We start from the raw sequence: 15,660 nt of genomic DNA, 5'->3' as shown, positions 1-15,660 counted from the left end.
ATATTTGACCTGGCAGACTGAGGGTGTCTGCATCCATCCACACCAAAGGAGAATCCATGTCTCGCGCAGTAATCGTTTCGTATGCCCGCACCCCGATCGGCAAAGCCAGCCGAGGCGCATTCAACATGACCCATGGGGCGACCATGGCAGGCCACGTCATCCACCATGCCGTCGAGCGCGCGGGAATCGACGGCGGGGAAGTCGAAGACATCATCTTTGGCTGCGGCCAACCCATCGCCGCCACCGGTGGCAACGTTGCCCGCGCAGGCGGCATCCGCGCTGGACTGCCCGTGTCCGTGAGCGGCACCACGCTGACTCGCTTCTGTGCGTCCGGCCTGCAGGCGGTCGCCTTTGCCGCGCAGCGCGTCTTGATCGACAAGGTGYCGGTGATGGTGGCGGGCGGCGTCGAGTCCATCAGCCTGTCGCAGCCGGTCACGCTCAAGGTCGCCCAGCAAGAGGCCTGGCTCGCACAGAATCGCCCCGATGTCTATCTACACATGATCGATACCGCGGAGATCCTAGCCAAGCGCTATGGCATGTCGCGAGAGCGCGCCGACGAGTTCTCGGTGCGTAGCCAGCAGTTGACCGTCGAAGCACAGAAGGCAGGCCGTTTCGCTGAAGAGATTGTTTCCCTCGCATCAATCAAGTCAGTGACAAACAAGGAGACCGGCGAGACCTCCATGGTGGATTTCCTGCTCGAGGCTGACGAAGGTGCCCGCGCCGACACCACGCTGGAAAAGCTGCGCGTGCTGCCCGCCGTGAAGGGCGAGGGTTACCAGGTCACGGCCGGAAATTCCAGCCAGTTGTCGGACGGCGCCGCGGCGCTGGTCGTGATGTCTGAGCGCGAAGCGGAACGGCGCGGCCTCGAACCCCTGGGGTATTTCGTGAGCCTGGCCACCGCGGGCGTCGAGCCGGACGAAATGGGTGTCGGCCCGGTCCGTGCGGTCCCGCGCCTGCTGGAGCGCAACGAGCTCTCCATCGACGACATCGACCTGTGGGAACTCAACGAGGCGTTCGGTTGCCAGGCGCTGTATTGCATCGACCAACTGGGCTTGCCGCTGGAGCGCGTCAACGTCAACGGCGGCGCCATCGCCATCGGTCATCCGTATGGCATGACTGGCGCACGCCAGGTCGGCCATATCCTGCTCGAAGGGCGTCGCCGCAAGGCCAAGTATGGCGTCGTGACCATGTGCGCAGCCGGCGGCATGGGCGCAGCCGGGCTCTTCGAGTTCATTCACTGAACGAACCCCAAAAAACAGGAGACACCAGATGAGCAATATCACCGAGTACGAAACCGTCTTCGTGGACCGGGACGGCCCCTGTGCCGTCGTCACCATGAATCGGCTGGAGAAGTACAACGCCCTCAACACAACACTTCGCACTGACCTATACGCGGCGCTGTCCTCGCTGATGGCCGACCGGACCGTTCGCGGCATCGTCCTCTGGGGCGGTACCAAGGCGTTCGTCGCCGGGGGCGACATTCCCGAGATGCTCGCACGCCGCCCGATCGAGGCCTTCGTCCCGACCAGCGGTGCGCCCGACCTGTGGGCGCTGATTCACCACAGCACCATCCCCGTGATCGCAGCCATTGCAGGACCGTGCTTTGGGGGCGGCCTGGAGCTGGCCATGGCGTGCGACCTGCGCGTGGCCGCGGACAATGCCCTGCTCGGCCAGACCGAAACGAACGTAGGCCTGATTCCGGGGCGTGGCGGCACCCAACGGCTGACCCGGCTGGTCGGGGCAACACGCGCCAAGGAAATGATCTTTACCGGCGAAATCATCAAGGCGGACGAGGCTTACCGCATCGGACTCGTCAACAAGGTGGTGCCCGCCAGCCAGGTGCTGGAGGAAGCGAAGACCTATGTGCAACGCATCGCCGAGAAATCGCCGCACTCCATTGCCATGGCCAAGCTGATGATCAACAACGGCCAGGACGCGAATCTCGAAACGGCGCTGATGCTGGAGCAGCTTGCCTTTGCCACGCTGTTCAGCACTGACGATATGCACGAAGGCGGCGAGGCGTTCCTGAACAAGCGCCGTCCAGTCTACCAGGGAACCTGACCATGACCCAGTTCAACACACGAATGCAGGCCAGCCCTGGTCAGGTCGATCCCTACCAGCCGCGTCTGCAAGTGACGTCGCTCGCCGATATCAGGCATTTCGAGCAGACGCCCCTTGCCGACCGTCAGCTGCCTCACAGCACCTACGAGTTGCTGCGCCTGGCGCGCGACCGTGCGCCGGAAGCTCCCGCCCTGCACTACTTCGCCTCCGGAGACGAGCTGGGCAAGGCAATCTCCATTACCCATGCGCAGCTGTTCGGGCGCATCACGCAGACCGCCAACCTGCTGCACTCGCTGGGCCTGGGCCCCGATGATGTCATCGGGGTGCTGATGCCGGTGACACCGGAGTCRCAGCACGCGCTCTGGGGCAGCGAGGCGACGGGCATTGCCTGCCCGGTCAACTGGATGCTGGAGCCGGAGATTATCGCGGCACTGCTGCGCAATGCTGGCGCTAAGGCGGTGATCGCCTATGGTCCCGACGCGGATATTGAGGCCTGGAACAAGGCCATGTTGGTGCGGCGCGATCTGCCCGACGTACGGCACTGGATCAAGGCCGGCGGGGGCACGGCGAGCGAGGAAGGGATTGTCGATCTCGACACCGAGATCTCCCGCTTCCAGGGCGATGCGCTCGACAGCAAGCGGGTCTTCTCGCCGCAGGATACCGCCTCGATGTTCCATACCGGTGGCACCACCGGCACGCCCAAGCTTGCGCTCCACACCCATGGCAACGAGGTGGCGATGGCCTGGGTAAGCGCGATGCAGATCGACGTCCAGCCAGACGACGTGCGCGTCTGCGGCGTGCCGATGTTCCATGTTACGGGCGTGCTCACCAATTGCCTGATGCCGCTCGCCCGTGGCGCATCGGTCGTGCTGCTGACGTCCAGCGGTTGGCGCGATCCTTCCGTCATCCGCAATCTCTGGCAGATCGTCGATCACTTCGGGGTCACCGCGCTGGGCATGGTGCCGAGCGTGGTGAACATGGCCCTGAACATTCCGATCGGCGACGCTGACATCAGCTCTCTCAAGGCGGCGAGCTGCGGTACGGCGCCGCTGTCGGTGGCCGTCGCCGAGGCGTTCGAGCAGAAGACCGGGGCGATGATCTTCGAAGGCTATGGTCTGACCGAAGGCACAGCGCTGAGCGCAACCAACCCGCGCTATGGCGAGCGGCGCATCGGCTCCATCGGCCTTCCCATGGCCTACCAGGAGATGAGGGTCGTCAAGGCTGCCGGTGGACGGATCCAGCGCGAGTGCGAACCGGGCGAGCCTGGCATTGTGGTGGTGCGCGGACCCAACATCTTCGCCGGCTACCTGAACCCGGAGCAGAACCAGAGCATCTGGTTCGAGGGCGGCTGGTTCAATACCGGTGACCTGGGCTATGTGGACGAGGATGGCTACTTCTGGCTGACCGGCCGGGCCAAGGACCTGATCATCCGCGGCGGCAACAATATCGATCCGCGCATGATCGAAGAAGCGTTGTATCGGCACCCCGAGGTATTCGATGCCGCCGCCGTCGGCCTGCCGGACGCGCATGCCGGCGAACTGCCGGTCGCGTATATCGCGCTCAAGCCGGGCAGCACCTTCCCGATCGGCCGCATCAAGCACTACGCCTATGAGGTGATCCCGGAGCGCGCCGCCGTGCCCAAGCAGTTCTACGTGGTCGATGCCGTCCCAAAGACTGCTGTCGGCAAGATCCAGAAGAACACACTGCGCACTGACGCGGTACTGCGAGCGCAGCGGCAGATGCTTGCCGAGGTCAAGGCGGACACACCAGTTCCGCTTGTCGATATCCGCATCGAGGATCGCGGGGACCAGGGCATCTTGTCCACGCTGGTGCTGCCCGCCACCCTGGGCCACGAAGAAAGGGAGGTCGCGGTAGCCACCATCGGCAAAGCGTTCACGACGCTGACGATCAAGTACGCGGTGGTGTACGAGTAGCCCATTCCTATAAAACAGGGCCTCGCCAGAGGCAGTGCGAGTGGCATGCCGGCAGCGCCTCGTGCCCGGCATGCCGGCTCGCCGAATCCATCAAGGAGACAACTATGACAATCCAGCTTTCGCGCCGGCGCCTGCTGCAGGCTGCCTGCGGCGCCGCGCCGGCGCTGCTTGCCCCATCCTGGCTGCGAGCGCAAGCGCCCTTTCCGAGCAAGCCGATTGTCGTCAAGGTCGCATTTCCCGCTGGAGGTCCGGCGGACGAATCGATTCGCGCAGCAGCCGTCGTGATGAAGCGGAGCCTGGGCCAGAGCGTCATTGCCGACAACCTTCCGGGCGCAAGCGGCTCGATCTGCGCGATGAACGTACTGCGCAGCGCCAGCGATGGCTACACGTTGCTGGGCACGACCGGCATTGACTTCCTGGTCGCGCCGCTCACCATTGCGTCGGCTAGGTATTCGCCGGAGAAGTTCAGGCTGGCGGGCTTAAGCGGGATCTCGGATTTCATCCTGGTCTCGAATCCCTCGTTGTCGTTCAAGAACGTCGACGAGGTCATTGTCTACGCGAAGAACCCGAAGAACCGTCCCCTGTCGCTGGCACACTGGGGCCCCGGCTCGGCGCCCCACCTGGTCGGCGCCGACTTCCAGGCCCGCACCGGCGTGCGCTTCCTGGAGGTGCCATACAAAGGCGCGGCGCCGGTCAGCAGCGACATCGCCGGTTCACAGGTAGACCTGACCTTCATTCCCATGGGGGGTCCGACTTACGGCATGATCAAGGCCGGCCGCTTCAAGCCGATCGGGGTCGCCAGCAAGGCCCGGCATCCGTCATTGCCCGATGTGCCCGCGCTGGCTGAAAACAAGGCCCTGGCCGATTTCGAATACAGCCAGTGGGCAGGCGTGCTGGCCGCGCCGGAGACAACAGACGCTGTGACGGCACGCGTGGTGGAGGCCATGAATGCTTGGGTGGCGAGCCCCGAGAACCGTACCCGCCGCACTGTCAACCTTCAGCGCGCGATTGAGCCAATGACCATGGCCCAGGCGCAAGCCTTCCTGAACAGCGAACACGCCAAACTGACCCGCATTGCCAAAAGCCTGAAGCTTGCGGGGCAATAAGGCCTAGTTGGGGCCTGGTTGGGGCCTGGTGGAGGCCCCGGTAGCAATGCGGTCAGCCAGCGGTGGCACGGCTACGCCGCATCGCCGCGGCGCAGGCTGGCAAAATCGGCGGGCCGCTTCCCAAGAAATGCAGCAATGCCTTCGGCGGCTTCGGCGCCGCCCTGGGCCACGGCCATCGCGATCCGTTCGGCTTCCAGCTGATCGTCGAGCGTGCGCTCATGGGCATGCCGGCACAGCGTCTTGATCGATGCCATGGCCTGCTGTGGCCCTTGCGCAAGCCTGTCCGCCAGCGCGATCGCCGCCGCGCCGGCCTGTCCCGCTTCAACCAGTTGGTTGACGACCCCGAAGTGCTGCAGTTGCTCCGCCGTGATGCGATCGCCGGTCAACGCCAGCTGCGTCAGCACCTGCCGCGACAGGCTTTGCGCCAGCAGGCCCGTAATGCCGCCATCCGGCGTCAGCCCCACCTTCACATAGGCAATCGAGAAGGCTGCGCTGGCGGATGCCACAAGCAGGTCGCAGGCCAATGCCAGCGAGAAGCCCGCACCCGCCGCGCCGCCTTCGACCGCTGCCACGATCGGCTTGGGAAAGTCGCGCAGCTTGCACACCACGTCGTGCAAGTGCCCCAGGCGCTCGATGCGCTCCTCATAGGTCAGTTCCCGCCGCTTGCTGATCAGTTCCAGGTCGCCGCCTGCACAGAAGTAGTTGTCGGCGCCAGTTAGTACGATCGCGCCAATCTCCGGATTTTCCGCAGCAGCGGCCAGCGCGGCGCGGATGTTGTCATAGAGATCGGCCGCGATGGCGTTGCGCTTGCCGGGATTGTTGATGGTGAGCACCAGCACGCGGCCTTCCGTGCGCTGCAGCAAAGAGGAAAATGTGGTCATGTCGTGAAGTCTGTCAGTGGAGAGAGGCCCGATCAGCCGGCAGTCTGTTGCGCAGCGCACTGACTCTCATAGACCTGCAGGTGGCAATAGGCGTGCGGCTCAACGGGAGTTCGCGCCCGCGATCGGCTGCACGAGCGATCAGATCGCCGACGATGGCCTCGGCTTTGATGCGTGCGGCGCCCTGGGCAATATCCCGCATCATCGAGGCCTCCCAGGTCGATGAACTGTCCAGCGGGCGGGTCGTACCAGAATGGTGACGTCCGCGCCCGCCTCGATCAGTCGCGCGCCGTAGTAGCCTCCCATGGCGCCGGCACCGAGTACCAATATCTTCATGGCGCCCCCGTCTACGCGTTACCGGCGGGACGGCACTGCACGACCAGATTGACGACGCCGGCCTGCACTGGTTCGTCATGCTGGTTGAAGGTTGTGATGCGCACCTTCACGATGCCTTGATCGGCACGCGACTTGGACGTCCGCACCTCCAGGATCTCGCTCTCGACATGCAACGCATCTCCAGGCCGCACCGGTTTGGGCCAACGCAGCTCCTCGAAGCCCGCCCCGATGATGCCGCCCGCGGGCCGGAGCTCGCCGTCGACCAGCAACCGCATGGTCAGCGCCGCCGTGTGCCAGCCACTCGCGGCCAAGCCGCGGAACAGCGTGTCGCGGGCGGCCGCTTCGTCAAGATGGAAAGGCTGCGGGTCGAACTCGGCAGCGAAGGATTTGATCCTGWCCAGCTCGACGGGCAGCCGCCCTGAACCGTATTTCTGGCCCGGCGCCAGATCCTCGATGTATTGGATGTTCATATTTGCTCCTCCAGATTTCTTTACTCTGCTTTCACGGACCAGCGCGCACCCGTTGCGAGGCGCCCAAAGGCGGATCGGGCCAGCGCCTCGAGCCCCAGCGCAATCCCTTGTCCGCCGCCGATGCACAGCGTGACGATGCCGCGCCGGATGTCATCCGCGCGCATGGCATGCAGCAGGCGCGTCGTCCCTTGGCCTGTGCCAGCGCGAGATTCCGCTGCAACGTTCGGCCCAGCGATCCTGCGCCTCGCGGCTGAGCGCATAGCGAGCGGCAAGATCCTCGGTATGCCAGCCCGAGTAATCGCCGGAGAATGCGTCGTGCAGTCCGTCGTACAGCATGCTGTCATGCAGCACTGAATCGCCCATGGGAGCCGTTGTAGGCGCCAACAGCGATCCGCACGGGCTGGCACAGCACGACATCTCTTGCATTCATCGCATTCTCCCTGGCAAAAACTTAGCATCCTGCGGGTCCCTCTCGCGCGGCCAACGCTGGCGGCCAGGCCGAGTTTGGTCACTTTCGCCGCCCGCGCGACTCGTTCTTGCGGACGCCGTCAAGTTACTTTCAACATGAAAGTATATACCGCCCAGACGCACTTGCAAGTTGCAATTTTCCCTTCTGTTCTTTCGTGTTCCTCTGGCGGGCAAGGCCCGCAACCTGCCATGCAACGTGGCTGCTTCGACGGCATGTTCCTGCTGCAGGCGGCCAAGGGCATCCGCCTGCCGTTCGCCGACGGCAAGACTCTCCGATCGCCGCCGCCGACGTGGGGGCTGCCGCCGCTGCTGTGCTGGCCAACCCAGAGCCGCATATCGGCAAGATCTACGAATTGACCGGCCCCCAGTCGCTGACGATGGCCGAGCTCGCGCAGGAGTTCCGCGTTGCTCTGGATCGCCGCCCGCGCTTGAGGACTAGCTGGCACACGACGCGCTTTCCTCTCTTGCCACGCCGTTCCGGGCTTCAATGGCTCTGATGCTGTTTGCAAAGGCTTTTCCCAAAACATGTCTGCCGATGCTTCCGAGCACGAGCCCCAGCACCCGTCCTTTGATGTTCTTGCCTTCCCGCACCACGACTGCGTCCAGCGCGGTCGTCCCGTCAGGCAGACGCGTGAACGTATAGGTATGGCCTGACCGGCCTCCCCATACGTTGGAGTCGATTGTCGTCATGACGACGCGATCGGGATTGGACCAGTTGTAATGCAGGCGTTCCCAGATGCCGCCCGAGCCCTCCGTGACGTCTGCCTCAGAGGGGCCTCGGTGATGCACCTTCAGGTATTCGTCGGTGCTGTTGCCAAAGAGCCTCGAGCGACCAGGCCCGAAGTCCGTAAGCCCGGCGACGAACCGCTCGGGCGTCGAAGTGGTCTTGTAGTGCAAGTGAATCGTCGGCATGGAAAGTTTCTTTGTTGGCTAGTGCTGGTCGTCCAAAGGAATACTTGGCGTGAAAACGGCCGCTTTACACCGAGATTCCCGCACGCAAGGGCCGGAAACCCGCGCGCAACTCCTCGGAGAAAGCCTTTGGCTGTTCCCATGCCGCGAAATGACCGCCCTTTTCGAGGCGGTTGTAGTGAATGAGCTTTGAATAGGCTCGCTCGGCCCAGCTTCGTGGCGCCGCATAGATTTCGTCTGGGAAGACGCTTACGGCGACCGGGATGGTGACGTGCTTGACATCGAAGAACGCCAGCTTGTTTTCCCAATAGAGTCGCGCTGAAGAGATGGCGGTTTTCGTCAGCCAGTACAGCGTAATGTTGTCGAGGATGTCGTCACGCGTGAGACCCTCAGCTTGACCATCGAACACCCGTGCAATGAGCGACAGACTGGCAGCATCGTGGTCAAGGATCCAGCCAGCCAGGCCGATTGGAGAGTCTTCGATGCCATAGAGCGTTTGCGGGCGGTTCGCCATCTCGATCGCGTACCCGAGGCCATGCTTGAAGAAGGTGTCCAACTGCCCGTATGCATGCTGCTCGTCCGCGGACAGGCCGGTGGGCGCGGGCTCACCATACTTGAGCGCCCTTGATACATCGGGGGGCACGGTCGCGGGCATATTGACGTGAATGCCGAGCAGCTCCGGCGGGGCGATCAGCGCCAACTGCTCCGACACGGCGTCGCCCCAGTCGCCGCCCTGCGCCACGAATTCCTTGTAGCCGAGGCGGCGCATCAGCACTGTCCATGCGTGTGCGATGCGCACCGGGTCCCAGCCGGTCGTCGTCGGCTTTCCGGAGAACCCGTAGCCGGGGATCGACGGAATCACGACGTCGAACGCATCGGCTGCCTGGCCGCCATGGGCGGTCGGATCCGTAAGCGGGCCGATTACCTTCAACTGCTCGATCACCGATCCGGGCCAACCGTGGGTGATGATGACGGGCAGCGCGTTGGCGTGTTTCGACCGTACGTGGATGAAGTGGATGTCTACGCCATCGATGGTGGTCATGAATTGCGGCAAGGCATTCAGCCGGGCTTCAACTTTGCGCCAGTCGTGCTGGGTCGCCCAGTAGCGGGCGAGTTGCTGCATGGTCGCCAATCTAACGCCCTGCGATTCATCCGTGACGGTTTCGCGCGTGGGCCAGCGTGTTGCGGCGATTCGTCGGCGCAGACCCACCAGCGCCTCTTGCGGAACGGATACGCGGTATGGGCGGATGGCATCTGTGGCACCGACCGTCCCAGCGGACGCCTGTGCGGCCGATGCCTCGCTGGCAAGCACGGCCAGGCCGATGCCATAGCCTGCTGCCGCGGCGGAGACGCCAAGAAAATCGCGACGGGTCAGCCGTTTCGCTTCCGGGACGGGGTTATCAAACGTTTTCATTCAGAATCCATCATCTCGTGTCAAATTTCCGTCGCTCCCGGGCGCCCCTATGCGGCAGAGCCGGGTTTTCAGCTAGGGACTGATTGCGCCGTTGACCCCTTCTGGCCTCGCGCTTGCCATGTCGTACATGACGTATATGGTCGTAATTCATGCCATGACGTGGAATGCGCAGAGCATGTCCTGGACGGRCAGCCAACACTCCTGTGTTTGCGTTGGCTTCACCACCGCGGCGCGATGCCTGCCAACTGGGCGACCCCTCGGCCAAAGGAGAAGTTTTCATTCGGCACCGGAATCAGTGCAATGAAGATGTCGTCCGGAGAGATCTCCGCGGCGTCACCGAGTTGGCGGCAGATTTCCGCCATCAGTGCAGCCTTGTCGCTAGCCGGCCGGTGCGCGCCGAGTTGGRCCTCGATGATCATCGCGTCGGCCGAGCGCTCCATCTCCATAAAGGTTGGATCGATGAACAATTCGTCGTCGCCGTGCTCGCTGACCACAATGAACCGATCTCCAGCGGGAATGCCCAGCGCGACGACCAGCGAACGATTCAGTGCATTGCCAATTGCGATCTTCTGCTCGCGTGAAAACCGGCCTTTCGGGATGTGTGCGTGAAATACAGGCATGGGATATCTCCAGTGCTCAAGGGGATGATCGATGTATTGCGCCATCGTTCGGCCGGCAGCCCCGAGGCGAATCACGCACGTGCGCGATGGGCGTGCGCGATTCGCCTGGGCGACGCCAGGCGGGGCTGGTCGTCGACCGAACTGTGCGTGCCGTCAGAGGTTCATCCTGAACCAGTTGACGGCCTCGCGCGAGGCGCTCGGAAGCTCCGCAAGGTAGGGATCGAAGTGGCCGCCCTTGAGCATGACCATCCGCTTCGGTTCCGGTGCCAGTTCGTACGCCTTGAGCGCCAGGTCGGTGACGGCGATGTGGTCGCGTTCGGCGACCAGCATCAGCAGCGGGGTCGGGGATACGCGATCGATGAAGTCTCCTGGCGAATACATGCGTGCCCAGCACGTTGAGCGCAGCGTGATCCTGTTTTCCCAGACACCGTCCGGCACCGGGCGAAGGTAGAAGCTCACGGCATCCGCTGCCCTGTAGGCGGCCGGCCTGGTGGAATCGTTGCTGACGATCTGCTGCATCGCCGGCGGTTCGCCATTGAGTTGTGCCCGCTCGTCGGCCGCGAACCTGGCCTCGAGATCGGCGACGGCCTCCGGCGGAATCCGCCGCAGACCCGCGGCATGGCCGTCGATGGTGGGCGCTTGCGCCACCACCACCTTCAGACGCCGGTCCGTCGCGCCCAGCACGATGGCATGCCCGCCGGCAAAGCTCGTGCCCCAGATGCCGATGCGGTTCTCGTCGACTTCCGGCCGCGCTTGCAGATAGGAGATTGCGCGGCGCCAATCAGCGATCTGTTGCCAGGGATTGATGTCTTGCCTTGGCGCGCCGCCACTGTCTCCAAAGTTGCGGTGATCGTGTAGCAGTACGACAAAGCCGGCCTTTGCGAAGGCCTCGGCAAACGACTCGATGCCATGGTATTTCGTACCCGCGAAGCCGTGCGCCATGGTGATGGCCGGCAGCGGCGCGGTGTGGTGCTCCGGCACAAACAGCCATGCCGACAGGTCGATACCACCCTCGACGGGGAAACGTACGTCTTGCTTCTGAAACATCAATGCGCTCCTGCTTGTCATTCGCCAAGTTCGCCCAGCATCCGGGCGAGGTCCAGTTCCGCCTCGCGGGTCTGGAAGCCGCGCGCCATGGCGGCTTCCATTCGGCGTTGCGCTGGCAGGGACCGCACGTTCTCCCCGAAGAGATCAGAATCGCGGCGAAAATCTTCGACGGAAGCCAGCGCGATGGCATTGACGCGCTCCTTGACCATCACGTGCCCGGCCGCCGGAAAACGTGCAATGCGCCGCGCCAGCGATGCGACGAAGTCGCCGAGCGACTCGGCGGGCAGCGCCCGGTTGATCCATCCATACCGTTCCGCAGTGTCCGCATCGTAGTCCAACGCGCTCAGCATCACTTCGAGCGCCCGGCCGCGGCCCATCAGGCGGGTGAGGGATTGGGCCGCACCGCCGCCAGGAATCAATCCGAACGCGGCTTCCATCTGGCTGAACACCGCGGTTTCCCGCGCAGCAAAGCGCATGTCGCACGCCAGCACGAATTCGCTGCCCGCGCCGCGCACACGCCCTTCGATCTGTGCGATGGAGACAAGCCGACTGGAGCTGAGGTGGCGGAACAGCAACGCGATCGATGGCTCACCGGTCAGCTTTGCGGCTTCCTCGCGATACTCCTTAACCTTCGTCACATCGACGTGGGAGATGAAATAGCCGGGGTCGGCACTGCTGAATACGAGCACCTTGGTGCCGTCATCGGCTTCGGCGTCCCGGATCAGGGTGACCAGGTCGCGTACGAGCCCGGGTCCGAGCAGATTCATGGGCGGCGCGGATATTTCCACGAACAGAACCGCTCCGTCGCGGTTCACCTTCAGCGTATCGAACGTCATGGTTGGCTCCTGATGGGCAAGACCGGTAACAGTCCATGGAACATGTGGTCGCGCGCCCGATACGTTGACGCAAAGGATGCAAAGGCGCGGCCGGATAGACAGAGAATCTAGGCCTCTCCGGGTCCATTGAGTAGCCGGTAGAATTGGGAATTACCCTTTCATCGGTGGAAGGCCATGGATCGACTCGAGGCGATGGTCATTTTGTTGGCGGCGATAGACACCGGAAGCCTTTCCGCCGCAAGTCGAAAACTTCGCATTCCTTTGGCGACCGTGAGCCGACGCGTGTCGGAGTTGGAGGCACACCTGAATGTGCGGTTACTCGTGCGCGGTACCCGCAAGCTGACACCGACGGAAGCCGGGCGCGCCTATGTGACGTCATGCCGGCGCGTTCTGGAGGAGATCGCGGAAATCGAACGTACGGCGTCGGGCGAATATCATGCGCCGCAGGGCGAACTCGTGATCAGCGTGCCTCCGGTGATGGGCCGCATTCACGTCATGCCGATAATCGTTGACTTTCTGCGTGCGTTTCCGCAAGTCCGCATGCGGGTGCAATTGACGGACCGGATCGTCAATCTGCTGGACGAGCGGGTGGATCTGGTGCTGCGAATTGGAGAGCAACCGAGCAGCAGCTTGATCGGCACGCGTATCGGCCTGCTTCGGGAAGTGGTATGCGCTAGCCCCGCCTACCTGAAGCAGCGTGGGGCACCCGGAAGGCCTGAAGATCTTCTGTCTCACGACTGCGTGACATACGAAGGGTATGCGGTTGGCAGCAACTGGGAATTTCTCTCGAAAGGCCGGCCACTGAAGATCGAGGTGCCGTCCCGGCTTGTGGTGAACTCGGTGGAGGCTGCCGTCGTTGCCGCGGTGGAGGCCGCCGGCATTGCACGGGTAGCGTCGTACCAGATTGAAGAACTGGTGAAATCCGGCAGCCTCGAGATGCTGCTGGAAGCCTTCGAGCCGTTACCGGCGCCGGTCAATCTGATATACGCGGGCCAGGGCCAGATACCGCTCAAGCTTCGGGCATTCATCGATTTTGYGGTGCCGAGATTGAAGGAACGGCTTGGCCTGGCGCGGGCTGCGGGTCCACGGACGCCACAGCCGCGCCGCAGGCGTGCGTCGACGCCGTGAAGACCATCACACCTCCGCCCGGTCACTGTGACGTTCGAAGACGTGAGGACCATGACACGGGAACGGTATCGGGCGTCTCATCGCCGGCGTTCTCCAAAATCCGTCTGGCGTTTTCTGAGCGAACGGGTGACCGTGCGCCCATTGCATCTCTTCCCCTCAACGTGACAAAGCCCCTCAAGCCGATGCACGCGCACCAACATTGCTGGCAGCGCAAGCGCTTGCCAGAGCGCTTCTTGAGCGGGTTGTCGCCAAACGGATGTCCCTGAACTCGGCGATGGAGCCGATCTCCTTGCCTACCCAGTTGCGCAGTTCAGTAGCGAAGAATCATTTCATGCGCCGCCCCCACACGCTTAGCACGTCGTGGATACAGCCCATTGTGGTGAAGCCAACGGCACACTGATTGGCGGTGCGTACTGCGCCCGAAACCTGACTCGTCCGTCGCTGCCGCGTCCTACCTAGCGGCTTCGGTGCTGTCATCGCAACAACCGACTATGTGCGAGCGCTCGCCGAACTGAGCCGTGCTTATGTACCTCGTATCTTGGTGACGCACGACATTGACGAATTCGATGCCGCTCCGCTTTGCCAATCTTGCGACGAAAGGCAATGGGGCGTCTAATGCCCGAAGGAAGTCTGGGAGGCCCCATGGCGCGCTGCACAATTTGCGGGTTCGAGAATGCCGTTGGAGCCAATTTTTGCGAGCAGTGCGGCGCCCGGCTGACAAGCGTCTGCCGGCACTGTGGGCACACACTAAGTCCGACGGCACGCTTCTGCACCGCATGCGGAATGCCCGTCAGCGACGCAACACAAGCATCGTCTTCCGCCCCCGTTCATTACACACCGCTCCACCTGGCCGAGCGCATCCGAGCCGAACAAGCCGCTCTGGAAGCGCGCGGAGCGACTGCCGGTGAGCGCAAGACTATCACCGTTCTGTTTGCCGATATGGCCGGCTCGACCGCTTTGATCCACGACCGTGACCCGGAGGAGGCCCACCTCCTTATCACCCCCGTCATCGAGATGATGATGGAGGCCGTGCATTATTACGAGGGCTATGTGGCCAAGTCGCTGGGCGATGGGATCCTGGCACTATTCGGCGCGCCTATTGCCCATGAGGACCATCCCCAGCGGGCGTTGTACGCGGCGCTGCGCATGCAGGACACGATGAGGAAGCACAGCGACCGGCTTCGGCTGGAACAAGGCCTCTCGCTGCAGATCCGCGTAGGCATACACACGGGCGAAGTGGTCGTGCGTTCGATTCGCAAGGACGACCTGCACGCCGACTATGACCCGGTGGGGCACACGATCCACATCGCCTCCCGGATGGAGACGATGGCCGCGCCCTCATCTATTTTCGTCAGCGAATCTACCTACAAGCTCGCGGAGGGATACTTCGAGTTCAAGGCGCTCGGCGCCACCCAGGTCAAGGGCATCCCCGAGCCGCTGCAAGTCTACGAGGTGCTGGCTCTCGGTGCGCTACGCACGCGCTTGCAAGTAGCGGCGCACCGCGGATTGGCACGCTTCGTGGGCCGAGAGACCGAACTGGAGACGCTACGCCGGGCGCTGGAGCAGTCCACGGCTGGATATGGGCAGATCGTCGCCGTGGCGGGTGAGGCAGGGATCGGCAAGTCGCGGCTCTTCCACGAGTTCAAGGCACGGTCCCAGCATGGCCGCCTGGTGCTGGAGACTTTCTCGGTATCGCACGGCAAAGCCTTTGCCTATTTGCCGCTCATCGAACTCTTGAGGAACTATTTTCAGATCATCGACCAAGCCGACGAGCGGCGGTGCCGCGAAAAGGTAACGGGCAAGGTGCTCACGCTGGAGCGCAGCCTGGAAGAACTCCTGCCCTATCTGCTTCACTTGCTTGGTATCAGCGAACCCRGCTCGGTGCTGGCTGACATGGGCCCTAGCCTAAGGCGTGAGCGCACATTCGAGGCAATTTCACGTTTGTTGGTGCACGAAAGCCGCAATCAACCGGTCGACGTCCTGTTCGAAGATTTACAATGGCTGGATAGCGAGACTGAAGCGTTTCTCGCCTACCTCATCGAACGGACGGCGGACGTCCGGATCCTCGTTCTCTTGAACTACCGGCCCGAGTATCGGTTCGCTTGGGGGCACAAGGACAATTGCACTGAGGTGCGGCTCGCCCCCTTGGGCCTGTCCGACGCGCAAGGCTTGCTCAGCGTCCTGTTGGGCGATGACCCCGTACTCGGGTCACTCAAACAGCTAATTCTGGAAAAGACCGAGGGCAATCCCTTCTTCATAGAGGAGGTCGTCCAGACGCTGGCCGAGGAAAAAGCGCTGCTCGGCGAACGCGGCCATTACAGCATCGAAAAGACACCCGCCACGCTGCATATTCCGACCACGGTACAAGGCGTGCTCGCGGCGCGCATGGATCGGCTGCCGATCGCAGAAAAGGAACTGCTGCAAACGCTGGCAATCCTCGGCAAGGAGTTTCC

14 protein-coding genes and 2 pseudogenes are annotated in these 15,660 nt (G+C 63.1%); 7 read left to right on the top strand and 9 right to left on the bottom strand.

Annotated elements, in window-relative coordinates; translation table 11 throughout:
• Positions 1-56 precede the first annotated feature (56 nt).
• The 4 genes from AC1DKD_RS14815 (at position 57) to AC1DKD_RS14800 (ending at position 5,101) form a co-directional block, all read left to right on the top strand.
• Entirely contained in the window at positions 57-1,241 is a 1,185-nt protein-coding gene (locus tag AC1DKD_RS14815) for an acetyl-CoA C-acyltransferase (protein ID WP_477143401.1), read from the top strand.
• A gap of 28 nt (positions 1,242-1,269) precedes the next feature.
• On the top strand, positions 1,270-2,061 hold the full coding sequence (locus AC1DKD_RS14810) for an enoyl-CoA hydratase/isomerase family protein (protein ID WP_441629661.1): 792 nt from the start codon (positions 1,270-1,272) through the stop codon (positions 2,059-2,061).
• 2 nt (positions 2,062-2,063) lie between these two features.
• A complete protein-coding gene (locus AC1DKD_RS14805; protein ID WP_441629660.1) occupies positions 2,064-3,995 on the top strand; it encodes an acyl-CoA synthetase in 1,932 nt (643 codons plus the stop codon).
• A gap of 104 nt (positions 3,996-4,099) precedes the next feature.
• Positions 4,100-5,101, top strand: a complete 1,002-nt coding sequence (locus AC1DKD_RS14800; RefSeq protein WP_477111837.1) for a Bug family tripartite tricarboxylate transporter substrate binding protein — start codon at positions 4,100-4,102, stop codon at positions 5,099-5,101.
• A 71-nt stretch (positions 5,102-5,172) separates the two neighbouring features.
• Here the strand turns inward: AC1DKD_RS14800 and AC1DKD_RS14795 are convergent, their stop codons facing one another.
• From AC1DKD_RS14795 to AC1DKD_RS14780, 4 genes and pseudogenes are all read right to left on the bottom strand, one after another.
• Positions 5,173-5,982: an oxepin-CoA hydrolase, alternative type gene (locus AC1DKD_RS14795; protein ID WP_441629658.1), complete on the bottom strand. Its 810-nt coding sequence runs from the start codon at positions 5,980-5,982 to the stop codon at positions 5,173-5,175.
• A 231-nt stretch (positions 5,983-6,213) separates the two neighbouring features.
• Positions 6,214-6,315, bottom strand: a pseudogene (locus tag AC1DKD_RS14790) (2-dehydropantoate 2-reductase N-terminal domain-containing protein); the annotation flags it as partial.
• An 11-nt stretch (positions 6,316-6,326) separates the two neighbouring features.
• The gene (locus tag AC1DKD_RS14785; RefSeq protein WP_477143400.1) at positions 6,327-6,785 is read right to left on the bottom strand and encodes a MaoC family dehydratase; all 459 of its coding nucleotides are present in this window, start codon (positions 6,783-6,785) and stop codon (positions 6,327-6,329) included.
• 181 nt (positions 6,786-6,966) lie between these two features.
• Positions 6,967-7,148: pseudogene (locus AC1DKD_RS14780) on the bottom strand (thiolase family protein); the annotation flags it as partial.
• A 294-nt stretch (positions 7,149-7,442) separates the two neighbouring features.
• Here AC1DKD_RS14780 and AC1DKD_RS14775 point away from each other — a divergent pair.
• Entirely contained in the window at positions 7,443-7,610 is a 168-nt protein-coding gene (locus tag AC1DKD_RS14775; RefSeq protein ID WP_441629656.1) for a hypothetical protein, read from the top strand.
• A 78-nt stretch (positions 7,611-7,688) separates the two neighbouring features.
• On the opposite strand, the gene AC1DKD_RS14770 is transcribed toward AC1DKD_RS14775, so the two are convergent.
• From AC1DKD_RS14770 to AC1DKD_RS14750, 5 genes are all read right to left on the bottom strand, one after another.
• Positions 7,689-8,165, bottom strand: a complete 477-nt coding sequence (locus AC1DKD_RS14770; RefSeq protein ID WP_441629655.1) for a hypothetical protein — start codon at positions 8,163-8,165, stop codon at positions 7,689-7,691.
• 64 nt (positions 8,166-8,229) lie between these two features.
• Positions 8,230-9,576: an epoxide hydrolase family protein gene (locus tag AC1DKD_RS14765; protein ID WP_441629654.1), complete on the bottom strand. Its 1,347-nt coding sequence runs from the start codon at positions 9,574-9,576 to the stop codon at positions 8,230-8,232.
• 218 nt (positions 9,577-9,794) lie between these two features.
• The gene (locus AC1DKD_RS14760; protein WP_477143399.1) at positions 9,795-10,196 is read right to left on the bottom strand and encodes a tautomerase family protein; all 402 of its coding nucleotides are present in this window, start codon (positions 10,194-10,196) and stop codon (positions 9,795-9,797) included.
• 153 nt (positions 10,197-10,349) lie between these two features.
• The gene (locus AC1DKD_RS14755) at positions 10,350-11,243 is read right to left on the bottom strand and encodes an alpha/beta hydrolase (protein WP_441629652.1); all 894 of its coding nucleotides are present in this window, start codon (positions 11,241-11,243) and stop codon (positions 10,350-10,352) included.
• A 17-nt stretch (positions 11,244-11,260) separates the two neighbouring features.
• The gene (locus tag AC1DKD_RS14750) at positions 11,261-12,079 is read right to left on the bottom strand and encodes an enoyl-CoA hydratase/isomerase family protein (RefSeq protein WP_441629651.1); all 819 of its coding nucleotides are present in this window, start codon (positions 12,077-12,079) and stop codon (positions 11,261-11,263) included.
• 174 nt (positions 12,080-12,253) lie between these two features.
• Between AC1DKD_RS14750 and AC1DKD_RS14745 the strand changes: the two genes are divergently transcribed.
• Complete coding sequence (locus tag AC1DKD_RS14745) at positions 12,254-13,207, top strand: LysR family transcriptional regulator (protein WP_477143398.1); 954 nt, start codon at positions 12,254-12,256, stop codon at positions 13,205-13,207.
• A 642-nt stretch (positions 13,208-13,849) separates the two neighbouring features.
• The coding region (locus tag AC1DKD_RS14740) for an ATP-binding protein (protein WP_477143397.1) at positions 13,850-15,660 on the top strand (1,811 nt) is incomplete at its 3' end.

It is taken from the genome of Cupriavidus sp. 05T313 (assembly GCF_056396665.1).
Note: the sequence above shows the minus strand (reverse complement) of the source record. Positions and strands in the feature narration are given on the sequence as shown.

Coding starts and splice junctions, on each gene's coding strand:
- AC1DKD_RS14810 (WP_441629661.1), top strand. CDS start 1,270: ATGAGCAATATCACCGAGTACGAAACCGTCTTCGTGGACCGGGACGGC.
- AC1DKD_RS14800 (WP_477111837.1), top strand. CDS start 4,100: ATGACAATCCAGCTTTCGCGCCGGCGCCTGCTGCAGGCTGCCTGCGGC.
- AC1DKD_RS14795 (WP_441629658.1), bottom strand. CDS start 5,982: ATGACCACATTTTCCTCTTTGCTGCAGCGCACGGAAGGCCGCGTGCTG.
- AC1DKD_RS14775 (WP_441629656.1), top strand. CDS start 7,443: ATGCAACGTGGCTGCTTCGACGGCATGTTCCTGCTGCAGGCGGCCAAG.
- AC1DKD_RS14770 (WP_441629655.1), bottom strand. CDS start 8,165: ATGCCGACGATTCACTTGCACTACAAGACCACTTCGACGCCCGAGCGG.
- AC1DKD_RS14765 (WP_441629654.1), bottom strand. CDS start 9,576: ATGAAAACGTTTGATAACCCCGTCCCGGAAGCGAAACGGCTGACCCGT.
- AC1DKD_RS14755 (WP_441629652.1), bottom strand. CDS start 11,243: ATGTTTCAGAAGCAAGACGTACGTTTCCCCGTCGAGGGTGGTATCGAC.
- AC1DKD_RS14750 (WP_441629651.1), bottom strand. CDS start 12,079: ATGACGTTCGATACGCTGAAGGTGAACCGCGACGGAGCGGTTCTGTTC.